The organism is Microbacterium martis (assembly GCF_047246685.1).
In the GTDB taxonomy this organism is placed as follows: domain Bacteria; phylum Actinomycetota; class Actinomycetes; order Actinomycetales; family Microbacteriaceae; genus Microbacterium.
This window is the reverse complement of sequence record NZ_JBFOKT010000001.1, coordinates 296,026-318,284: the sequence shown is the minus strand read 5'-3', so window position 1 is coordinate 318,284 and position 22,259 is coordinate 296,026. Positions and strand designations below refer to the sequence as shown.

General features: G+C 68.5%; 18 protein-coding genes. 3 read left to right on the top strand and 15 right to left on the bottom strand.

Annotated features, from left to right (window positions below; all coding sequences use genetic code 11):
- Positions 1 to 26: 26 nt before the first annotated feature.
- From AB3M90_RS01545 to AB3M90_RS01535, 3 genes are all read right to left on the bottom strand, one after another.
- Positions 27 to 695 (bottom strand): endonuclease/exonuclease/phosphatase family protein, encoded by a 669-nt coding sequence (locus AB3M90_RS01545; RefSeq protein ID WP_412949527.1) that lies wholly within the window; start codon positions 693 to 695, stop codon positions 27 to 29.
- 56 nt (positions 696 to 751) lie between these two features.
- Positions 752 to 1,597: a tRNA pseudouridine(38-40) synthase TruA gene (gene truA / locus AB3M90_RS01540; RefSeq protein ID WP_412949526.1), complete on the bottom strand. Its 846-nt coding sequence runs from the start codon at positions 1,595 to 1,597 to the stop codon at positions 752 to 754.
- A 169-nt stretch (positions 1,598 to 1,766) separates the two neighbouring features.
- Positions 1,767 to 3,308, bottom strand: a complete 1,542-nt coding sequence (locus AB3M90_RS01535; protein WP_412949525.1) for an APC family permease — start codon at positions 3,306 to 3,308, stop codon at positions 1,767 to 1,769.
- A 236-nt stretch (positions 3,309 to 3,544) separates the two neighbouring features.
- On the opposite strand from AB3M90_RS01535, the gene AB3M90_RS01530 reads away from it, so the two are divergent.
- Together AB3M90_RS01530 and AB3M90_RS01525 are read left to right on the top strand one after the other, a co-directional pair.
- Positions 3,545 to 4,396: an amidohydrolase family protein gene (locus AB3M90_RS01530; RefSeq protein WP_412949524.1), complete on the top strand. Its 852-nt coding sequence runs from the start codon at positions 3,545 to 3,547 to the stop codon at positions 4,394 to 4,396.
- The gene (locus tag AB3M90_RS01525; protein WP_412949523.1) at positions 4,393 to 4,779 is read left to right on the top strand and encodes a RidA family protein; all 387 of its coding nucleotides are present in this window, start codon (positions 4,393 to 4,395) and stop codon (positions 4,777 to 4,779) included. The genes AB3M90_RS01530 and AB3M90_RS01525 overlap by 4 nt, the downstream gene beginning before the upstream one ends.
- Before the next feature lie 43 nt (positions 4,780 to 4,822).
- Here the strand turns inward: AB3M90_RS01525 and AB3M90_RS01520 are convergent, their stop codons facing one another.
- From AB3M90_RS01520 to AB3M90_RS01495, 6 genes are all read right to left on the bottom strand, one after another.
- Positions 4,823 to 6,634, bottom strand: a complete 1,812-nt coding sequence (locus tag AB3M90_RS01520) for a hypothetical protein (RefSeq protein WP_412949522.1) — start codon at positions 6,632 to 6,634, stop codon at positions 4,823 to 4,825.
- A gap of 62 nt (positions 6,635 to 6,696) precedes the next feature.
- Positions 6,697 to 7,695, bottom strand: coding sequence for an alpha/beta hydrolase fold domain-containing protein (locus AB3M90_RS01515; protein WP_412949521.1), 999 nt, complete (start codon positions 7,693 to 7,695; stop codon positions 6,697 to 6,699).
- Positions 7,692 to 8,489, bottom strand: a complete 798-nt coding sequence (locus tag AB3M90_RS01510; protein ID WP_412949520.1) for a creatininase family protein — start codon at positions 8,487 to 8,489, stop codon at positions 7,692 to 7,694. The genes AB3M90_RS01515 and AB3M90_RS01510 overlap by 4 nt, the downstream gene beginning before the upstream one ends.
- Positions 8,486 to 9,214, bottom strand: a complete 729-nt coding sequence (locus AB3M90_RS01505) for an NAD-dependent epimerase/dehydratase family protein (RefSeq protein ID WP_412949519.1) — start codon at positions 9,212 to 9,214, stop codon at positions 8,486 to 8,488. The genes AB3M90_RS01510 and AB3M90_RS01505 overlap by 4 nt, the downstream gene beginning before the upstream one ends.
- Positions 9,215 to 9,254: 40 nt before the next feature.
- Positions 9,255 to 10,517 carry a mandelate racemase/muconate lactonizing enzyme family protein gene (locus AB3M90_RS01500; protein WP_412949518.1) on the bottom strand — a complete coding sequence of 421 codons (1,263 nt, stop codon included), beginning with the start codon at positions 10,515 to 10,517 and terminating at the stop codon, positions 9,255 to 9,257.
- 93 nt (positions 10,518 to 10,610) lie between these two features.
- Positions 10,611 to 11,636 (bottom strand): LacI family DNA-binding transcriptional regulator, encoded by a 1,026-nt coding sequence (locus AB3M90_RS01495; RefSeq protein ID WP_412949517.1) that lies wholly within the window; start codon positions 11,634 to 11,636, stop codon positions 10,611 to 10,613.
- Between the two features lie 187 nt (positions 11,637 to 11,823).
- Here AB3M90_RS01495 and AB3M90_RS01490 point away from each other — a divergent pair, with 187 nt between their 5' ends.
- A complete protein-coding gene (locus AB3M90_RS01490; RefSeq protein ID WP_412949515.1) occupies positions 11,824 to 15,564 on the top strand; it encodes a heparinase II/III domain-containing protein in 3,741 nt (1,246 codons plus the stop codon).
- A 72-nt stretch (positions 15,565 to 15,636) separates the two neighbouring features.
- On the opposite strand, the gene AB3M90_RS01485 is transcribed toward AB3M90_RS01490, so the two are convergent.
- The 6 genes from AB3M90_RS01485 to AB3M90_RS01460 are packed head-to-tail and all read right to left on the bottom strand — an operon-like array spanning position 15,637 to position 22,203.
- Complete coding sequence (locus AB3M90_RS01485) at positions 15,637 to 16,899, bottom strand: DegT/DnrJ/EryC1/StrS family aminotransferase (protein ID WP_412949514.1); 1,263 nt, start codon at positions 16,897 to 16,899, stop codon at positions 15,637 to 15,639.
- Positions 16,886 to 17,680, bottom strand: a complete 795-nt coding sequence (locus tag AB3M90_RS01480; RefSeq protein WP_412949513.1) for an ATP-binding cassette domain-containing protein — start codon at positions 17,678 to 17,680, stop codon at positions 16,886 to 16,888. Before AB3M90_RS01480 ends, AB3M90_RS01485 begins: the two co-directional genes overlap by 14 nt.
- Positions 17,673 to 18,590, bottom strand: a complete 918-nt coding sequence (locus AB3M90_RS01475; protein WP_412949512.1) for an ABC transporter ATP-binding protein — start codon at positions 18,588 to 18,590, stop codon at positions 17,673 to 17,675. The genes AB3M90_RS01480 and AB3M90_RS01475 overlap by 8 nt, the downstream gene beginning before the upstream one ends.
- Entirely contained in the window at positions 18,587 to 19,480 is an 894-nt protein-coding gene (locus AB3M90_RS01470) for an ABC transporter permease (protein ID WP_412949511.1), read from the bottom strand. Before AB3M90_RS01470 ends, AB3M90_RS01475 begins: the two co-directional genes overlap by 4 nt.
- On the bottom strand, positions 19,477 to 20,451 hold the full coding sequence (locus AB3M90_RS01465) for an ABC transporter permease (protein ID WP_412949510.1): 975 nt from the start codon (positions 20,449 to 20,451) through the stop codon (positions 19,477 to 19,479). The genes AB3M90_RS01470 and AB3M90_RS01465 overlap by 4 nt, the downstream gene beginning before the upstream one ends.
- 21 nt (positions 20,452 to 20,472) lie before the next feature.
- Entirely contained in the window at positions 20,473 to 22,203 is a 1,731-nt protein-coding gene (locus AB3M90_RS01460) for a peptide ABC transporter substrate-binding protein (RefSeq protein ID WP_412949509.1), read from the bottom strand.
- Between the last annotated feature and the right edge of the window lie 56 nt (positions 22,204 to 22,259).

Genomic DNA, 22,259 nt, shown 5'->3' with positions numbered 1-22,259 from the left:
CTCCGTCGCGTCGACGGCGCCCCGAATCAGTTCGGGGTGACCGTCACGAGGATCGGACGGTGATCACTCGAGCCCTGAGGGAGGGTGGTGATGCGATCGATGTCGAACCCGGTCGAGGTGGCGAAGTCGTAGTGCCCCCGGAACACTCGGTACCGCGTGTAGGTGTGGTCGTCGCTCAGTGTCAGCGCGTAGCCGTGATCGCGCACGGCCTGACCGAGGTTCTCTTTGAAGACGGGGTAGTTGTAATCGCCCACCATCAGCTGAGGCAGCCCGTCGCCGAGCGTCGCAAGCTCGGTGAGCGCGGCGCGGATCTGGTGCCGGCGCAGCGAGTTCAGCGCGGTGAGAGGCGCGGCGTGGAACGAGGCGACGATGAAGTCGCGGCCGGAGTCGATGTCGTGCAGCCGCGCCCCGAGCACCCGCTCGTGCGCCGGCTTGGCGATGCGGTCGTGCAGGGACTTCTTCAGTCCGAGCACCCGGATGCCCTGCAGCCGGAACGTGCTCTCGCGATAGAACAGGGCGATCCCGAGCCGGTTCCCCTGCGTGGCATCCGCCAGCGCCAACCCGCCGATCGTGGTCGGCAGGTCGGCGACCCTGCACTCCTGCAGGCACAGGATGTCGGGGTCGTGCTCGCCGACGAGGGCCGCGAGCTCGCCGGCCGCGCGGTGCTTCTGGAGGTTGTACGAGATGACCTTCATGACCTCCCCCACGCTACTCGCGATCGCTGTGGACCAGCTCCGTTCGCGGCATTCCGTCAGTCGACGACGCCCCGCCGCGCCCGGGTCTGCTCCGCGCGCGACGACAGCAGCTCATCGGCCGGATATCCCACCTCGGTGAGCGTGAGGCCGCGGGCGGCGAGCACCTTGAACTCGCTCGTGCGGGCGAGGGCGTCGCGCAGCACGACGAGATCGTCGACGTCGAGGCGCCCCTCGCCCACCGCGGCGCAGGCGCCGACCAGGGCGCGCACCATGCTGTGGCAGAAGGCGTCGGCTTTCACCTCGGCCACGAGCACGCCGTCGGGATCGCGGGACCAGCGGTAGTCGAGGAGCGTGCGGATGGTGGTCGCCTCCTCGCGCGGCTTGCAGTAGGCGGCGAAGTCGTGAAGGCCGATGAGAGTGCGCGCTGCAGCATCCATCGCCTGCTCGTCGAGAATCCCGCGGATGCTGGTCGTGTCGATGCGCCGGAGGGGATCGTACCCGGCCTGCGCGTCGGCGAGGCGGTAGCGGTACCGCCGCCACACGGCCGAGAACCGGGCGTCGAAGCCGTCCGGGGCGATCGACGAGCGTGTCACCGTGACATCGGAGTAGGCACCGAGCACGCCACGGACGCGTCCCGCCAGGCCGTCGGCCGGATCGTCCGCTGTGCGCCCGCGCCGAGCCGACGCCCGCTCCCACTGCTGATCGTCGAGGTCGACGTGTGCGACCTGTCCGCTGGCGTGGACGCCGGCATCCGTCCGTCCCGCGACGACGAACTGCACGTCGGAGCCGACGATCCGGGCGAGAGCGGCTTCGAGCGTGCCCTGGACGGTACGGAGGGTCGGCTGCTTCGCCCAGCCCCGGAAGTGGGTGCCGTCGTAGGCGATGTCGAGCCGGATGCGCACGGGCCCAGCCTACGCCCGCGCCCCGTCCGGCCCCCGCCCGCGCCCGCCCCCGCCCGCGCCCTCCCGCGCCCGCGGCTGAAGGGAGGAACACGCCGGTGAGTGCGCGTTCGCACCGGCGTGTTCCTCCCTTCAGCGACGCCGCGACGGGCGCGCGCGCGATGGCCGTGGGTCAGATGCCGCCGTCGATCGAGCGGATGGTGACGCTCGGCTCGTCGGGGACCATCACCTGGGTCTCGCGGTTCAGGCTCTCGCCACGGAAGAATCGCTTTGACCGCGGGAACAGGTACCAGACGAACATCAGCACGAGGCCGAACGCGAGCGAGCCGATGCCGATCACGAAGGTGCCGCCGATCCCGAACAGCACCGTGTAGCCGTAGTCGACGTCCCACATGTCGATGGCCGACTGCACGAACGCGCCGGTGAGCATCAGGCCGCCCAGCAGCGGGAAGATCCCCTTGAAGAAGAGGTCTCGCGCCGAGCGGGTGAGGTCCTTGCGGAAATACCACACGCAGGCGAAGCCCGTGATGGCGTAGTAGAACGCGATCGCCAGACCGAGCGACAGGATCGAGTCCTGCAGGATGTTGTCGCTGATCAGCGTCATGCCGACGTAGTAGGCGACGGCCACGACACCCATCACGATGGTCGAGAACGACGGCGTCTTGTATACGGGATGCACGTCTTTGAACTTCGCCGGCAGCGCCCGGTACACGCCCATCGCCAGAGTGCCGCGAGCGGTCGGGAGGATGGTGGTCTGGGTCGACGAGACGGCGGAGATGATCACCGAGACCACGAGCACCCAGCCGAAGGGGCCGAGCAGGCCGTCTTTGATCGCGAGGAAGAAGTCGTCGGCGTTCGCCTCGTTGCCGAGGCCCGTGCCGGAGTCGCCGAGACCGGCGTACATCATGGCGGCGATCGTGACGGCCACGTACGTGAAGAGCAGGATGACGGTGGTGAGCAGCGCGGCACGACCGGGGATGCGCTTCGGGTCCTTCGTCTCCTCGTTCAGGGCGAGACAGGTGTCCCAGCCCCAGTAGATGAACAGCGCCAGGAGGATCGCCTCGGTGAAGCCCGACCAGTCGGTGAAGGCGAAGGGGTTGAGCCATTCGATGTCGAACGGCGTCGGGTTCGGGGCGGCTCCCGTGAAGAACTGCCAGAGAGCGGTGACGACGAAGATCGCGAGGGCGAGGTACTGGATGCCGAGCAGAATGTTCTGGATGCGTTCGCCGATCTCGACACCGCGCCAGCTGACCCACGTCATCGCGGCGATGAAGATCACGGCCACCACCACGACCCGCCAGTCGTTGTTCTCGAGATCCTGTCCGACGAGCGACCAAAAGTACACAGAGGCGATCTGGGCGAGATTCGCGAGAACCACCATGCCGGCCACCGCGACGCCCCAGCCGCCCATCCACCCCACCCACGGGCCGAACGCCTTCGTTCCCCAGGTGAAGGTGGTGCCGCAGTCGGGCACCGCGTTGTTGAGCTCGCGGTAGGCGAAGGCGATCAGGAGCATCGGCACGAAGGCGATGATGAAGGCGATCGGCGCCTGCGCGCCGACGGCGAGCACCACGAAGCCGAGCGTGGCGACCAGGGAGTACACCGGCGCGGTCGAGGCCAGACCGATGACGGTCGAGCCCCAGAGGCCGAGCGTGCCGGCTGCCAGTCCTTTCCCGTCGGGTCGTTCGAGATGGATGGGCGTCGTTGCTGCCATGCTCAGAACAGTAGAGCTCCTGCGCTTCTCGCGTCAATCGTTTTCTTCTCGCGACGGATTCCGTGGACTCTACCGGCATCGGCAACGGAATCCGCACGACCCTTCGCCGACCTGTCCATCGCAGACCTCCGTAAACTTGCGCGACCGACGGCGGGACGGCGGCTCGATCTTGCAAGGCTGCACGAGTTCGACAATACTACGTAGTACTTTGCCTCGATGGAACGGAGAGAGCATCGATGGTCGCCGCCGGCACGGGCGTTCGAGCGGACGCGCACATCCACCTGTTCACCGGCCTCCGGCACGAGCTCGACGACCACCGATCGGACCTTGCTCGATACTCCTCCGCGCGGGCTGCCGCCGGGATCCGCAACGCCCTCGTCGTGGCCTACGAGGGCGAGGCTCGCTTCCGAGGGAACTCGGATGCCATCGCCGATGCCGCCCAGGCGCACCCCTGGATCCATCCTCTGGCGTGGATTCCCGACGGCTCGGCATCCGACGCTGCCGCCTCGCGTCGCCGGGATGAGTTCGCCGGGCTCAGTCTCTACCTCACCGACGAGCGTTCCCGACGCATGTCGGAAGCCGCCACGCTGCGGCGCCCTCTTCGCGGTCGCATCCTGAGCGTCAACGCCGAGCCGCGCGCGCTCCGCGACGCCGCTCCGCTGCTGCTCCGGGTCGACGAGGGTCCGGTGCTCATCTCTCACCTCGGCCTGCCCGGCCCCGGCGCCGTCGACGTCGACACCGCCGCATCCACCCTCGAGCCCCTTCTCGCGCTCGCTGCCGCGCCCCACGTCTTCGTGAAGCTGTCGGGGCTCTACGCCATCGAGCGCTCCTTTCCGCATTCTTCGGCCGAGGCGGCATTCCGCGTCGTCCTCGACGCCTTCGGTCCTGACCGGATCGTCTGGGGGTCGGACTTCCCGCCCGTGCTCGATGCGATCCCCGAGCAGCATCTGTTCGACGTTCCGCCCTGGGCTGCGTCCCTACTGCGACCCACCGAACTCGACTCCGTGCTCGGAGGCACCCTCACGCGCCTGCTCGTCGAAAGCGGTCGCCGCCCGTCCACCGATGACACCACCCAGGAGCCGACATGACCGTCACACCCGTCCCGCTGCACACGCACCGCGCCCCCGCCCCGGTCGGCCATTACGCGCAAGGACTGCGCATCGGTGGGCTGCTCGCCCTCTCCGGTCAGGTGGGTATCGACGCGACCACCGGTTCCCTCGCCGACGGCGTGGCCGCACAGACCGCGCAGACCCTCCGCAACCTCGAAGCCGTTCTCCGCAGTGCGGGACTCGACCTCACCGCGGTGGTGAAGACGACCTGCTTCCTGGTGGATCTGTCGTCGTTCGCCGAGTTCGATCGCGCATACGGCGAGGTCTTCGGCGACCATCGCCCGGCTCGCAGCACCATCGCCGTGGGCCTCGCCCGCGACTATCTCGTCGAGATCGAGGCCCTCGCAGTCGTGCCGGACTGACCGCGACCCGAGGGGGCCGCGCTCCCCCGGGTCGCGTCTCCGCTCAGCTCACCCGAGTCGCCTCGTCGTGGACCGACGAGTCGCCGACGGCCGCGACATCGAGACGGAACTCCGTGATGCCCGCGTGGACACGCAGTCCGATCTCGGTGAAGGCGCGCCCGTGGCGCAGTACGGAGCGTCGCGCGACCTCATCGCCGTCCGCCTCCACGGTGACGGCGGCATCTCCGGCGACCAGGACCGCCAGGTCGGAGATGTCTTCCGCAGAGCTCACGCGCAAGACCCAACCGTCATCCTGCTCATCGAGTTCGATCGCCACCCCTCGCCGGGCCCTCTCCCATCGTTCGATGCGATCCGCGAGCCACCACTGCATGCCCCGCGCCCGTGCCGCCTCGGCGACTGCGACGACCGAATCGCGCGTCTCCTCGTCGCGTTCGATATTGCCGCCGTGGAACAGGAAGTGCGCGACGCCGTGCACGGCGACCGCCTGATCGAGGATCGGCTCGGCGATCGTGCGGTGAGCGAACCAGGCGAGATCCTGACTGTGCAACGGCATCTCGATCACGCGCCCGAGCTCCTGCCCTCCCTCGTGATCGATCAGCGGACGCCAGAGGTGGGCGGTGCCGAACGTGAAGCCCGCGTCACCCTGCTTGCTGGGACCACGGGTCTGGTCGAGACCGATCCCGAGTCGGTCGCACCACTCGTAGAACTCGGTCCAGCCCTCCCAGCGGGTGTAGTGGTTCTTGTTCGAGGTGATGGTCGCGCCGGTGAGATTGCGGACCCAGGCGAGCTGGGTCGCCATGTTCTCGAAGCCCCACTCGTCCACGTCGGTGTCGTGCATGGCGTTGTAGTGCAGTGCCTGCTCGTGCCCTGCCGCGGTGATGGCCTCCACCACCTCCGGCGAGTAGCCCCCGGGATGGCACTGACACCAGGCCACGCGAACGTCGGCGGCATCGAAGGCGGCGAGCGCGGCGCGTGCGTTGGAGTCGCGATTCAGGTCGGAGTCGCACGACATGTGCGCGACGGCATCGAGACCGGCAGGCCAATAGTCGACCCGCACGAAGGGAAGGGCGAGCTCCGCATACGCGTCGGCGAGCGAGCGACCGACGAGGGCTCGCCAGAGGTCTGCGTGCGGCACGGTGAAGATCGGGGCGGCGACGCGGGGCGAGCGTCCGCCTTCGTAGACGGCGCCTGCCGGAGGTACCGAACCGTCGGGCAGCCGGCGATCGCTGTAAGGAAGGGCGAGGCCCTCGTCGGCCCGCAGGATGTCATCGGCGCGCGGGACGGATCCATCGGGTGCGGCGGGGCCCTTCCCCTCGACCGGCCATCCCTGCTGGATGCGGACGATGCTCTGCCACGGGTCGGCACCCCAGATCTCGACCCTGCCCTCCCCGCAGGGCACCAGCACGGCGGCAGCGCCACCGTCCGCCCACTCGGCGAGCGTGTGCGCCGTCGTCGCTGTGACGTCGAGCCGCCGCCCGCCGTGTGCGTACACGCCGGGATGACTGATGGGAAGACCGGGCACGGATTCGGCCGGCCGGACGTACCCCTCGTCGACCAGGATGCCGTCGGCGACGCCCAGCGCGTCGCCGAGGTCGCCGGCGCCGCCGTAGGTGATGACGGCCCCACCGGAGCGGATCCACGCGACGACGGCGTCGCGCTCGGCCTCCGCGAGGACCGGTGCTGAGAGGAAGACCAGCGGGGCGCGACGGCCGGCGACATCATCGATCAGGCCTTCCGTCACGTCGACCGCGATTCCTGCGTGGGCGTAGACCTCGCGCGCGTACACGGTCCAGTCGATCCCGCCATCAGGAAGTGCGCTGCCGGTGCAGATCGCCAGAGCTACAGAGGAAGACATGCTTCGCCTTTCAGTACTACGTAGTTTCATTGCAGATTACAATCCGAAGCGCACGGTCGCAATCACGCGCTCGGCGCCTCAGCCGTGCGCGCGAACAGACGCGCGATCCAGCCCTCGCGGGCTGTGCGGACCGTGGCTGACAGCCGTGACTCGGGTGCGCTCGGCGCGAAGCCGTGGAAGCCTCCGTTCCACACGTGGAGCTCGGCTTCGCCGCCCGCCCGCCACAGACGGCTCGCGAAGGCGACGACCTCGTCGCGGAAGACCTCGGCCGATCCGACATCGAGGTACACCGGAGGCAGTCCGCCGAGATCGCCGACCCGTGCGGGCACCAGCTCGTCACGCGCGGCATCCGACATCCGCCCCAGATACGCCTCCCACCCCATCGCATTCGATCCCCGATTCCAGGGATGCCGGCCCGCGTACTGCTTCGCGGAGGCCGTCTCGTTGCGGTCGTCGAGCATCGGCGCCTCCAGCATCAGACCGGCGGTCGCGGGAAGCCCCCGGTCTCGGGCCGCGACGGCGACGCTGGCCGCCAGCCCTCCCCCGGCGCTCACTCCTCGGAGGAGCATCCGACCCGGCCCCACGCCGAAGGACTCGGCGTTCTCCAAGCACCAGGCGAGCGCCGCGAGTGCGTCATCACGGGCCGCAGGCGCCGGATGCTCGGGGGCCAGGCGATACGACGTGGAGAAGACCACGGCGTCGAGCTCCGCTGCCATCGGCAGCAGCTCGTCGAGCCCGGACAGCGCTGTGCCGGCGATGAGACCTCCGCCGTGGATCGTGAAGATGCCCGGCCGGCCGGCACCTCCGGCGCCGTAGACGTCGACAGACGTCACGACGCCGTCGTGCTCGACCTCCTGCCGCTGGTGGGGTGTGCGGTGGCGGGCTGCGATGTCGGCGGCCTCATCCGACGGGGGATCACTTCGGCGCAGCCAGGGGATGTCGTCACGGGTGAGATCGCGGAGCAGGTCTGCCGGCATCGCCGCATAGACCCGCTCGAGCTCAGGGTCGAACGGCACGACGGGCAGACGGTCGTTATCGGTGCGGGTGTGGTCGTGATTCACAGGTCCTCCTCATGCGAGACGATCGAGCGGGACGCGGCCGTGTCGACGGCGGCGTTGAATGCGGTCAGCGCGTCGGCCACCGCACGGGCGATCACGGCGAGCGCTCGCTCGCCATCAGCGGCGGAGCCGGCGGCGGGGTCGTCGGAGAAGCCGCGCGACTCCGCCCACCCTGCGGCGGATTCGACATGGAAGTCCGGGTGGTAGTGCGTTCGCGGAGCGGGCGACCAGGAGCGTCGAGGCGCGTCGACGCTCGCTCCCAGCGCGCGCATGACCGATGTCTCGAACGCCCCAGCGTGCCCGGGCACCTCACCCTTCTGCTGGAAACCGGCGCGATCGAGGTCCGCCCACGCGATCGACCAGTACGAGCCTGCGCCCACCACGGCCCCCGAGGCCGTGCCCGCCTCCCGCGCGGCGACGATCACCAGGTCTTCGTTCCCGCCATGGCCGTTGAGGATGAACACGCCGCGGAAACCCGCCGCGAGCAGACTCGCGCACGCCTCGCCGAGCAGACTCAGCACCGTGGACGCGGTCAGGGAGATCGTGGCTCCGAAGGGGAGGTGATGAGGCGAGTATCCGAATGGAAGCGTCGGTGCGACGATCACGTCGACGACGCCGTCGAGCAGCTCCGCAGCCCGCTCGGCCACATGGGCCACCACGAGGTGATCGGTCCCAGTCGGAAGATGGGGGCCGTGCTGCTCGGTCGCCCCGATCGGAAGCACGGCGATCGCGCCGGGGGCTCGCCGCCCGATCTCAGTGCGGTCCAGAGTCGCGAGTGCGTGGGAGCGGCCGGTCACGAGGCGGCCCGCCGCTCGTTCCGCGGGCGCGGGTTCCAGCCCAGCAGATCGCGCGCCTCGCGGCGCTCCGCCGGCCGCGCGTCGATATCGCCCGTGATCGAGAAGGCGCGGAAGTGCTCCAGATCGACCACCAGAGCACGTTCGAACGCCATCGCGACGTCGCTGGCGGCCGTGAGCCACGGGCGCGTGGTGTGGTCGCGCTCCCAGACGTCGTCAGGCACGGGTTCGCTCAGCCGGAGGGAGACGACGTCGAGGCCCCATGCCGACGAGCGTGCGCGACAGAGGTCCTCGCCGAGCCGCTTCGTCAGGCCGTAGGTGTCGCACGCGTCGGGTACCGGCGGGTCGAAACCCGTCGGCAGCGCCGGGAAGGAGCGGAAGACCGACATCGTGCTCGCGTGGACGAAGCGTCGCACGCCCGCCGACGCCGCCGCGCGCAGGGCGGAGTCGAGCCCCCACAGATTCAACTCGAAGTGCGACCGCCGCCAGCCCGGCTCGTGGTCGCCCCAGTCGCTCTTGCGTCCCATCGCGAAATAGACCACCGCGTCCTGCTCGGCCGAGGCCTCGAGCAGCTCATCCTCATCGACGGCGTCCACGCGGATCCGCCGGATCGACGATGCCGAGTCGCCGGGGCGGATGTCGGCGACGGTCACGTCGTGTCGCTGCGCGAGATGCGGCACCACGAGACGCGCGACGTCGCCGCTCCCGCCCAGGACGAGGATCCTCATGGCCGCCCCATCCGGATCCGGGGCATCCTCGACGCGCACCTCATTCCCACACCGGGGATGCCGCGGCCCGGCGGTAGAGGCGATCGAACTCGTCGGAGCCGTCGTCGACGCGCACGGAGAGGTTCGCACCGCGCTGCTGCGGCGGCATGTTCCACCGCTCCCGCGCCTCGTCCCACGGTTGACTGATCTCGGCGTAGTGCCGCACGTGACCGCTCGGCAGCGAGAAGCTCACGAGCTTGCGCGGGTACTCCGCCCGATACGGGGCGTCGATGCGATAGCGCTCGACGGCATCGCGGTCCAGCTCCACGCCCAGTCCCGGCCCGTCGGGCACATGAAGATACCCGCCGCGGATCTCATGGGGTTCGACGATCAGATCGTCGTCGTACATGTTCAGGCAGGTCACGGCCGGCCAGCGGGCATGCGTCATGACGGCGCCCAACTGCGCCGACAGCGCGGTGGTGAGCCCCGTGCCGACCGCCTGCAGCCAGAAGCTCTTGTTGAAGCCCGCGCACATCGACGCGTAGTGGAGCATCCCGGAGACGCCGCGCGACGCGACGACGAAGCCGTCGACGGCATCCTGCCGGATGTGGTGCGGGAACGTCCACGGCAGGAGGTGCTCGGCGAGCGGCCGCTCGATCTTCTCCCGCAGGAGGCGCATGCCCTCGATGTCGTCGAAGTGGATCGGCGACTCGTACATGCCGACCCGCTCGTACCGGTCGAGCTGGCGCAGCACCTCGACCGCATCCCCCTGGGTCTGCAGCATGCCGTTCCAGTCCAGGTCGATGCGATAGTGGGCGGGCGTCACCGCGCTCACGGCCTCGACCTGCTCGAAGATGTCGAACCACGGTCTCGCCTTGAACTTGTGCGTGACGTATCCCTCACGCAGCGCGTCCTCGGCCTCCGCGGCGAGGATCTCGGGCGGCGACTTCGTGTTCCACCACGAGATCGGCGCCCACTCGCGCACCTGCGGCATCGCCAGCAGAGCTCGCAACGGCACACCCATTCCCTTGGCGGCCGCGTCGTAGAGGGCCATCTGCAGCCCCGCGCCGAGGGAGTCGTCCGCCATCCGCTCCGCCGGAGGACGACCCAGGACGCTCGCGGTCGCCTCCTCGGGGACGCGCGCCCAGGTGTAGTGCAGGAGTGTCTCGCCGATGCCGATGATCTCGGGATCGTTCGTCATCACCTCGACGACTTCGACGATGCCCCACTGCCCGTTGAGGAGCTCGCTCCACGGACGGCTGCGCTCCCGGAACGGCACGCGGATGACCGTGCGCTTGACGTCGGTGACCTTCAGTGTCGCCATGACTTCCTCTCCGATCCGCTGCGATGCGGCTCGGAACCAAAGTACTACGTAATACTAGAAAACCTCAAGAGCCGGAAGCGACTGTGCCCGTCGTCAGCGGACGGACGACTCCCGGACCTCGAGGCTGAGGGGCAGCATCTGATCGCGCGCGGGGGCAGCCCTGCCGTTCAGGCCGTCGACGACGATGTCGACGGCGCGGATCCCGTAGGTCTCGCCGGGCACGCGAACCGTGCTGAGCTGGGGGACGAGGAACTCGTCGATGCGGTATCCGTTGCATCCGATCAGGGCGATATCGCCCGGGATGTCCATCGACAGATCCTTCGCCGCCCGGATCGCTCCGATCGCCATGTCGTCGTTGAAGGCGAAGAGTGCCGTCGGGCGCTCTGCGAGAGGAAGCTGCAGCAGTCTGGTGGCTGCGCGATACCCGCCCTCGTAGTTGGGTACCGCCTCGGCGACCAGCGCATCCGAGACCACCGCCCCGCGTTCGGCCACGGCCTTGACGTATCCCTCGTATCGCTCGCCCTTCTCGTCGCGGTGCCCGGGAGGGGCGAGGAAGCCCACTCGCGAATGCCCCTGGTCGATCAGGTGCGAGGTGGCCATGAAACCGGCCGACACCAGATCGATGCGCACCGATGGGATGAGCGGATGCGGAGAGGGCAGGCCGACGATGACCATCGGCACCCCCTGCTTGGCGAGCTTCACGGCCTGCTTGCGCGAAGCGTCTTCGATGGTGCAGAACACGAGCGCGTCGACGACCCCGCGCGCGGCGAGGTCGAGCGCCGACGCCTCGACATCCGCCGATCCGCCGGGGAGCGACAGGAGCTGGTAGCCGCGTTCCGCCGCCGTGCGCCGCCCCGCCATGACGAGATCGATCGCGTGCTGGCTGTAGAAGTTCAGCACCATCCCGATCATCATGCTGCGACTCTGCCGAAGGCTCCGGGCGGCGTGGTTGGGGCGGTAATCGAGCTCGGCAGCCGCCTTCAGCACGCGATCCCTGGTCTTCTCCGTGATCCGCGCCCCGGCCTTGCCGCCGCGGAAGACCAGCGAGACGGTGGTCTGAGAGACGCCGGCTCTCGCCGCGACATCGACGCTCGTCGCGCCACGCACATTCTCGGACACACGACCTCCACTTCTTCGGCCGACGCGGGACGTTGAGGGTCGATCTGCCTCTTGCGCTCCGGCACCACTAATCCTACAGTGCAGTACTACGTAGTCAGTACTACGTAGTTTTGCTTAGGCGCGCCGTATCACCGGTGATGTGCGATGTCCGGTTCCCCACGGCGGAAACACGGAAGGCGAACGACTCTTGACCCCTACGACCCACTCCCCCTCTGCATTCGGCGATGGCGCCGGTGCTCTTCAGACGCTCGGCGGCGTCGAACTCGACCGGCGTCGGTTCCTCCAGCTCAGCGCGATGACCGCCGGCGCAGCGACCCTGCTGAGCCTGACGGGCCCGGCGCCCTCGGCCAGGGCCGACACGCCGATCGCTATCCCCAACGCGGGCTTCGAGACCGTCACGGCCGGCAAGCCCGCCCAGTGGACCTCCACCGGCAACGGCGCCATCGCCTCGGTCTCGACGCCGGTCCACGGTGGATCCTGGTCGGTGTCGGTGGACAGTCCGAACGCCACGACCACCGGAAGCATCCGAAGCGCGTACGTGGCCGCTTCGCCCGACACGGTGTATCGCGCGGCGGTGCAGGCGTGGAGCGTCGCCGGGACGTCTCGGCTGTACATCGAGTTCTGGAACTCGACCAAGGCGACGCGTCTCGGCATCACCCAAGGCCTCAGCGCCGCCATCGGAACGTGGGAGGAGATCATCACCGCGATGAAGTCTCCCGCGGGCACCGCCTTCATCACGATCCTGCTCGACCACGACCGCACCGCACCCGGCCTGAGCTACTTCGACGACGTGGTCCTGACCCAGCTCTCGGGGCTCATGCCGATCCCCAACGCCGGCTTCGAGGTCGCCTACGGCACCGCCATCGGCAATTGGAACGTGGTCTCCGGCGGAGAGATCGCCACCAGCACCGCCGTCGCGCACGGCGGCACCCGAAGCGGCCGGCTCACCAGCAACAACGCCGCCGTCACGGCCAACACCATGCTGCGCAGCGCCTATATCCCCATCGAGCCCGACACCAACTACGAGGCCTCGATGTGGGTGTACAACGCGCCGGGCACCGGAATGGTCTACCTCGAGTTCTACACCGCGACGAAGTCGCGCATCCTCGCGCTGCGCGCTGCGGCGTACGAGGTCCGGGAGTGGCAGCAGGTGGTGGTCCGCGGCAAGTCGCCCGCGAACGCGGCCTTCGCCACGATCAGCCCTTACGTGGGATACCCGAGCCCCGGCACCGTCTACTTCGACGACGCGGCGCTCACCGAGATCAGTGACGAGACACCGCGCACGTTCTCGCTCGTGACGCCGGGCTATCCTCGTCTCAATTTCACCGCCGCCGAGATCCCCGCGTTGCAGGCGAGGGCGGCGAGCACCGCAGCGACCCCGCTCGGACCGACGGGCGCGCAGCTCTGGGGCAACGTGATCACCGCCGCCGACGCGTTCCTCACCGAGACCACGTTCCACACAGGACTCGCGATCCCGCTCGATCAGTCCGACTGGCCGACCGGCAGCGCCAGCCCGTACTGGACCGCGATCTCGCGGCTGGTGCAGGAGCGCATGGAGACGCTCGCGGTCGCCTACGCGGTGACCGGCGACACCGCATACCGCGACCGGCTGTGGACGGCGTTCGTCGAACCGCTCTGCGGCTTCTCGTCGTTCCAGGACGTGCTCTACCCGGGTGGCTATTCGACGCTGTCGACCTGTCACCTCACGTTCGGCATGTGCCTCGCGTTCGACACGATCCAGGGGACGCTCACGAGCACGCAGCGCGCCCAGGTGCTCACGGCGATCGAGGACCTCGGTGCCGAGCCCATCTTCAAGGATGCGATCAACAACGACGACGGCAACGGCATGGGGCTGCGCGCGGCAGGACTCGCGACCAGTGGCTGCATCCTGCTGGGGCAGTCGACCCGGGCGAACGCGTACCTGACGCGCGCGACCGACCTCATGGAGACCTGGCTCGATTTGCGGATGACCTCGGGTCAGATGGAGGGCCACCTGTACCTGGGCTACGTGACCGAGGTCATGTACCGGGCAGCCGACCAGGTCCGGCGGACGACCGGCGAGACGTACGCCTTCGATCACGAGTTCACCACCGACGTCATCATCCCCTACGCCATGTACTTCCTCGCTCCCGGCGGTGCCGGCATGGCACCTGTGGGCGACACGATGCCGTACACGATGTACCAGATCACGATGGGGATGCTGAACGCCGACACCTCAAACGCGTACCACGGGTACGCCGGCTGGTACCTCGGCGAATCTCAGCCGGATGCGACGACCCTCGATCGGTTCCTGACCAGCAAGCCGGGCGGAGCGGTCGCATCCCCCGACGACCTCCCACCGTCGTGGGTGAGCGAGGACTGGGGCTGGGCAGCGCTTCGGTCGGGATGGGACGAGGAGGACGCTCTGCTCGCCTTCATCAGCAGCCCGTCCAACCTCGAGCACACCCATTTCGACGCCAACCACTTCGTCATCGCGACGAACAAGACCTGGATCGTCTTCGATCCCGGCTACCAGGTCCTGTCCTCCGGCCCGCTCAACTCCTTCTCGAGCGGTTTCGTGCACAACACCCTGCACGTCGACGGAGGTCCGCAACGCCAGAAGGGCGGGGGGAAGCTCACGAAGAAGCTGCTGTCGCCCGCTGTCGACGTCGTCATCGGCGATGCGACGAAGGCGTACGACCTGTCGCTCTCGGTCGCCACGCGCGAGGTCTTCTACATCCGCCCCCACTACTGGGTGATGCGCGATGTGGCGGCCTCGTCGACGAGTCGCACGTTCGAGTGGAGCCTCTTCCCGGGCCCCGGGTCGACGTACGGCGTCGACGGCACCATCGTCTCCCCCGGCACGTACACGGGAAAGACATTCAACGTGCAGCGGGGCCGAGCCACCCTGAACGCCACTTTCGCGGGCAACCGCAGCATCCAGATCGCGAACTACCCCGGGGCCGAGGAATTCCCCGAGGTGGCCGAGGTGGCGGTGGGCACGGCGACCAGCATCCAGTCGGTCGCCGTCGTGCGCGCCACGCCCTTCGACCGCCCCGGAACGTTCGACGCCGAATCGCTGCTGCCGGCGCAGGCGTCGTCCGGCAAGAGAGTGGGAGTGCGCTACATCACCGGCGTACCGGCGGTCGAGTACGCGAGCACCACCGTCGGCGACTACATCACGCTCCGGTTCTCCGTGCCGACCGCGGGGAGCTACGTCCTCGCGGCGCACATGCTCTGCCAGCCGGGGGCCGGACAGGTGCAGTTCGCGGTCGACGGCGTGAACGTCGGATCGACCTTCGACGCGTTCGCATCCCGCCTGCTGCTGAAGAAGGCCCCGATCGGAACGGTGAGCCTCTCGGCGGGCACGCACGACCTGAAGATCACCGTCAGCGGCAAGAACGCCTCGTCGGGCGGATGGCAGATCGGCGTCGAGGCGGTTCAGGCGCTCAACGCATCGGCACCGGCGGTGAGCCCGTTCAACCCGGTGTGGCCTGTGACGCAGATCACGGGAACCGGTGCGACGGGCATCGAGGTCGCCCGCGATGTCCCCTCCGCGATCACCGACCGACTGCTGTGGCGTACGACGACGGGCTCCGTATCGGGATCGGGCGTCACCTTCACCAGCGACTCCGCCGTGGTGAGCACCACGGCGGCCTCGCTCGTCGAGCGGTACGCGCTCATCAACGGCACGGCGCTCGCCTTCGGGTCGCAGACGCTCGTGTCCGCCAGCGGGGCGTGCACGATCTCGGCGCAGCTGGGCACGGGCAGCACGGCGGGCGTCGACGGCGGGTTCGCGTCGACAGCGGCGCGAACGGTCTCCGTCCACAGCCGCGTCGGTACGCCCGTCAAGGTCGACGGCGCCACGGTGAGCGCGACGTGGAACGCGACGACCAAGCTCGTGCAGTTCAGCATCCCTGCGGGCGAGCATTCCTTCACGATCGGCTGAGTCCGCACGACAGCACGATGGCCGCCTCTTCCGAGAGGCGGCCATCGTGCTGTGCGAGCGGGGGCGCGCAGGTCAGGCGTATGCGTCGTGGACCTTGCGGACGGCGGCGATCGTGTCATCGACATCCTGCTCGGTGAGGTTCTCGTTCGCGGGAACCACCACCAGGTCGCTGCCGACCAGTCGTTCCGCCACGGGGCAGTCGCCCCAGTGGTAGCGGGCGGACCCATCGGGCCGTCGCAGGGGGAACCCCGTGCTGCCGTAGACGCGCTCCTCCATGAGCGGCGGCATCGCGTACAGGGGCACGCCGAGATACCCCCCTGCCGGAACACCTTCGGCCGTCATCGCATCGGTGAAGGTGCGGTAGTCGATGCCAAGGCGCTGGGTGTCGAGGAACAGCGGGAAGAACCAGAACGTGTGGCTGCCCGGGGTGGCGTTCGAGGCGAGGCGTAGCCCCTCCAGGTCGTCCAGACCCGCCAGGAGCCGGCGACCGATGGAGCGCCGGTCCTCGATCACCTGCGGCAGCTTCTGCAGCTGACACCGGGCGACGGCGCCGGTCAGCTCGTTCATCCGATAGTTCATGCCGAAGAGCGCGCTCGAGCGCACACCGGTCTCGCGCGGCCACCCTTTGTCGGCGAACAGGCGCATCCGCTCGGCGATGGCCGGGTCGTCGGTCACCGTGAGTCCACCGTCTCCCGCCGAGATGTGCTTCGCCTGCTGAAGGCTGAAGCACCCGATGTCGCCGCGGGTGCCCGCGAGACCCTCGCCGCCGGGAGGCACGGTCAGGTACGCCTGTGCGCAGTCCTCGATCACGGTGATCCCGCGCGGACGGCAGTAGGCGACGATCGCGTCGACGTCGGCCGCGCCTCCGAACATGTGCACGACGATGACCGCCCGAGTGCGCGGAGTGATCACGCGCACCACCGATTCGAGGGTCATGCACGCCGTGAGCGGATCGACGTCGGCGAAGACCGGCACCGCGTTCGTCGCGACGATAGCGGCAGCCGTGCCCCAGTCGGTGATCGCCGGGAGGACCATCTCATCGCCCGGATCCGGGTCGACGGCCGCCGTCGCGAGATGGAGCGCCGAGGTGCCCGAGGTGCTGGCGACGGCGAACCGTGAGCCGATCAGGTGCGCGAACTCCTCCTCGAGCGCCGACACCTCGGTGCCGCCGACGCGCCACAGCCGACCCGAGTCGATCACGCGGGCGAGCGCTCGCTTCTCCTCGGCGCCGAACCGGCGCCCCGTGGCCGCGGTCCAGTCGGGCATCGGTGCCGACCGGACCGGCCGTCCGCCGTCGATCGCCAACCTGCTGAGAGCGGCATCAGGCAGAGGCACGCGCGGACTCCTTCCGAACGGGCAGCACGGCCGCCAGCAGTTCGCGGGTGTACGGGTGGCGAGGCCGGGCGAACAGCTCTTCCGCGGGCCCGATCTCGACGATGCGACCGTTGTGGATCACGGCGACATCGTCGGCGACCCGCTCGACCACCGCGAGATTGTGAGAGATGAAGAGACACGTCAGCCCAAGATCGTCCTGGAGCTCCTGGAACAGCTCGAGGATCTGCGCCTGGATCGACACGTCGAGCGACGAGGTCGGCTCGTCGCACACGAGGAACTCGGGTGACAGCGCCAGTGCCCTCGCGATCGCGACGCGCTGCTGCTGTCCGCCGGAGAGCTGGCGCGGATACAGGTCCGCGTGGGCCGAGGTCAACCCGACGCGTTCGAGAAGGCGGATGCCTTCGGCGCGTCGACTCGACTTCGTGCCGGAACGAGCGATCCGCAGGGGTTCGGTGACGTTACCGACGACGGAGTAGTGCGGCAGGAGCGATCCATATGGGTTCTGGAACACCATCTGCATGTTCCGGCGCACAGCGGTGCGGTGCGCCCCGCGAAGATGGGCGATGTCCTCCCCCGCGAATCGGACCAGCCCCTCCGTCGGCTCCTGCAGACCCATGACGAGGCGCGCGATCGACGACTTCCCGCTGCCGCTCTCGCCGACCAATCCCAGCGTGCTCCCCCGTTCGATCGTGAACGAGACCCCGTCGACCGCCCGGACGACACCGGCGCGGCCTCGGAAGTCCTTGACGAGGTCTACGGCCTCGATGAGCGGCTCAGCCATGCGTGCCCACCTCCTGAGCGAGTCGGTCGATCTGGTCGGGCGCGATCACGGGCCGTGAAGCGTCTTCGACGGGAGGACCGTCGTCGACCGGCGTCGTCTTCGTCGCCCGGCGCCGGCGTCCTTCTCCCAGTTCGATGTTCGCGTCGAGCAGACGCCGGGAGTACGGATGCTGCGGACCGGCGATGAACGTCTCCATGTCGCCGCGCTCGACGGCCTCTCCGTTGAGCATGACGACGACGTCGTCGCAGAAGAAGCGGGCGACACCCATGTCGTGGGTGATCATGATGGTCGTCGTGCCGGCGTTCTTGAGCTCGCTGAACAGTTCGAGCACCTGACGCTGCACGGTGACGTCGAGCGCTGTCGTCGGCTCGTCGGCGATCAGCAGGCGGGGCCGGGTGACCGTGGCCATGGCGATCATCGCCCTCTGCCTCATTCCTCCCGACAGCTGGAACGGGAAGAGGCGGATGCGCTTCTCCGGCTCGGAGATCCCGACGTCGCCGAGCGCTCTAACGGCACGCTTCTGTGCTTCGCCGCGCTTGCAGATGCCGTGCCACACCAGGTGCTCGGTGAGCTGCGTCTCGAGCGTCAGCGTGGGGTTGAGGGCTTCGGAGGAGTTCTGGAACACCATCGCGATCTCCGCCCCGCGGATGCGCCTCAGGCGCGCCGCCGGGAGCTTCAGCAGATCGTTGCCCCGATACAGGGCCGAACCCGACGTCACCCGGGCGGTCGAGGGCAGAAGCCCCAGGAGCGCACGGGTGGAGATGCTCTTGCCGCTCCCGCTCTCCCCGACGATCGCGAGCGCCTGTCCCTCGTGCAGCTCGTACGAGAGGCCGCGCACGGCGTGCAGCGGCTCCGGCGACCCCGGGAAGGTGACGGACAGATCCTTCACGGCGAGCAGAGGTTCGTTCATGCGAAGTCCTTCGTGTCGAACGCGTCGCGGATGCCGTCGCCGAGCCACGTGAACGCGAACAGCGTGAGGGCGAACAGCGTCGCGGGCCAGAGGAGCAGGTGCGGAGCCGCGCCCATGTAGTGCAGCCCGGAGGTGATCATGTTCCCCCACGAGGGAGTCGGGGGCTGCACGCCCAACCCGATCAGGGCCAGTCCGGCCTCGGCGATGATCGCTGCGGGGATGCCGAAGCTCAGGGTCACCAGAAGGGGCCCGAGCGCATTGGGAAGGATGTACTTGACGGCGATCGTCAGGCCGCTCGCGCCCATGGCCCGCGCGCCCTCGACGTACTCCCGCGCCTTCAACGACAGCACCTGGGCACGCACCAGTCGCGCCTGCGTCACCCACGACGCGATCCCGATGGCGATGATCACGGCGATGACGCTCCGGCCGAGCACCGTCACCATGATCACGGAGAACAGGTAGGCGGGGAACGCGTACATGACGTCGGTGAAGCCCATGAGGGCCTGTTCGGCGCGACCGCCGATGTAGCCGGCCGCGAGACCGATGAGGATGGCGAGGACGAGAGCCGTGAGCTCGGCGCCGAAGGCGACGAGGAACGCCGTACGGAGGCTGAAGATCATGCGGGAGAGGACGTCGCGTCCGAGTTCGTCGGTGCCCAGGAGGTGTCCGGGGGTGAACGACGGAGCGAGTTGCGTGGTGTAGTCGATCTCGTCGTACCCATACGGAGCGATGACCGGCGCGGCGATCGCGACGACGATGAGCGCCACGCAGAAGACGAGGCTGCCGACGGCGAGACGATGACGTCGGAAGCGCTGCAGCGCGTAGGTCCACTGGCTGGTCGCCTTGACGGGGACCGTCGACCCGGGGACGCGAAGTTCGGTGATGCTCATCGTGCTCTCCTCGCCTCGACGGCCAGTTTGGACCGGGGGTCGAGCACGCCGTAGGCGAGATCGACCGCGATGTTGGCGAGCACGAGGATCAGCGCGAAGAACAGCGCACTCGCCATGAGCAGCGGCATGTCCCGGTTCGCCGCTGCTCCGGCGAAGTACTGCCCGAGACCGGGGATGCCGAAGATCTGCTCGACGAACACCGTGCCGGTCATGAGCGCTGCCAGGAGCGGACCGACGACGGTGACCAGAGGGATCAGGGAGTTCCGCAGCACGTGCCGGAGGATGACGATCCGCTCGGGACCGCCCTTGGCGCGAGCGGTGAGCACGTACTCCTCGCCGAGCGTCTCGACCACGCTCGATCGCACGTAGCGCGCGAGGACGGCCGCCGGGCCGATCGCCAGGGCGATGACCGGCAGGACGGCGTTCTCCGGCCCCGTCCATCCGCCGGAGGGCAGGATCTTGAAGAACACCGAGAACACGAGCACGAGGAAGACGGCGACGAGGTAGTTCGGAACGCTGAAACCGAGCGTGACGATGAACATCACCGTGTGGTCCCACACCGAGTTCCGCCGGAGGGCCGCGAGGGTGCCGACGGGGATCGCGATGAGGAGGGCGATCGCGACCGCGAGCACCGCGAGGGCGAACGAGATCGGGAACGCCTTGGCGATGATCTCCTGCACGGTGAGGCTGGGGTATTGATACGACGGCCCCATGTCCCAGGTCAGAACGCCCTTCATGAAGAGGAGGTACTGCATCCATACCGGAGTCCCCTCCCCGTATCGCGCGTCGAGCTCGACGGCGACGGCATCCTGACCAGCGGTGCCGATGCCGGTGGCACCGCTGGTCAGGCGCTGGATGTCGGCGAAGTTCCCAGGCGCGAGCTGCAGCAGGGTGAACGTGATCAACGACACCGCGAGCAGGACGAGGACGAGTCGGAGGAGCCGGCTGCCGACGAACTGAGCAACACGCATGGTCTTCTTCGCTTCCGTGGATTACTTGTAGGCGATCGTCTTGAAGTAGTACCACTGCGACGCACGCGGGTGGACGCCCGTGAGGTCGGCGTTCGCAGCGTAGTACCCGTTGATGTAGACGAGCGAGTAGGCGAGGAAGGTCTTGTCGCGCACCTCGGCGGCCTCGTTGAAGAGCGACACCTGCTCGTCCTCGTTCGTCGCCATCCGCGCTTCGTCGGCCAGCTCGGCGAACTCCTTCGCCTCGTCCGACGCGTTCTCCTTGAGGATCGCGGCGAGCTTGGCGCTCTTGTCTCCCGCGGCCAGCGCCGTATCGGCCTGCACGTCCAGGTACTCCTGGTATGCGCCGGCGGGCATGCTGAACGTCTGGATCACCGTGGGGTTCCACAGCGTGAGAACGGTCTGCGACCAGGTGGGCTGACCGCCGAAGGCCCCGGCGTAGAAGCCGACGTAGTCGGCGGGCTGCACCTCGAAGCGCTTGGTGGCCATGACGCCCGCCTCCTGCGGGTCGACGACGACCGTGATGCCCAGGTTCTTCTTCCAGGCATCCACGACACCGTCGAGCATCGGCAGCGCGGGATCGGCGCCGTTCGCGAGGATCTTCAGCTCGGGGAAGCCCTGCCCGTCCGGATAGCCGGCATCCGCGAGGAGCTTCTTGGCCCGCTTGACGTCCTCCACGATGCCGAGGTCCTCGGAACGGCCAGGCACGGTGTCGAACACCAGCGAGTCGGCCGGCGTGGTTCCCGGCTGGATGGTGGCGAGGTTCTTGCGGTCCAGCGCGAGCGAGAGGGCCTCACGGATGCGCACGTCTTCCATGAGGGGGTTCTGGCTGCGCAGGATGCCCAGGTACTGGTAGTAGTTCGACTCGACCGCGAGCAGCCGCTTCGACAGTTCCGGGTCCTGCTCGAAGCGCCGGATGTCGCCGGCCTGCGAGACGGCCGTGATGTCCACCTCGCCGTTCTCGAAGGCGGCGGTACCGGCGGCGAAGCCCTGCACGAGCTTGACGTTGATCTCGTCGAGCGCCACGTTGCCGGCATCCCAGTACTCGGCGTTCTTGACGAGCTTCATGCTCGCGTTGACCTGCCAGGCGGTGATCGTGAAGGGTCCGTTGGAGACGAAGTTCTCCGGGTCCTGCCAATCCTCCGGATGCTCCTCCAGCGATGCCTGCTGCAGGGGGAGCATCGAGGGGTGCGTGAGGCCGAACAGGAAGCCGGGCGTCGGGGAGTTGAGGGTGAACTCGATCGTGTGCTCGTCCTCGACCTTGATGCCGACCTCCGACCAATCGGTGATCGTTCCGGCGAGGAACTCCTGCGCGTTGACGATGTTCTGCGACGGCTGGTAGGAGTTGGCACCGGTCGTGACGCCGGTGTCCGCCGTCGCCGGCGAGAGCAGACGCTCGTACGTCCAGGCGAAGTCCTGCGCGGTGACGGGAGTGCCGTCCGACCACTTCGCGGTGTCCCGCAGGTGGAAGGTGTACACGGTGCCGTCCTCGTTGACGTCCCACGACTCGGCGACGGCCGGCTGCACGTCGTCACCCGCGTCGTTCTGGACCACGAGGCCCTCGAAGATGCCGGCTGCGTCGAACCACATGCCCTGGGTCACGATCTGGGGATCGAGGTTCGGGAAGTTGCTCCACTCGATGGTGATGCTCGTCTTGCGGGCGGGTGCGTCGTCATCCGGCTGACCGGCGAAGCAGCCGGTCATCACGGAGACGACGACCGCGGCCCCCAGACTCGCGGCGAGGATTCGCCTCATTCGGGATTGCTTGACCACGAAAGCTCCTTTGCTGATGCGGTGTGCCGACCGGCGGC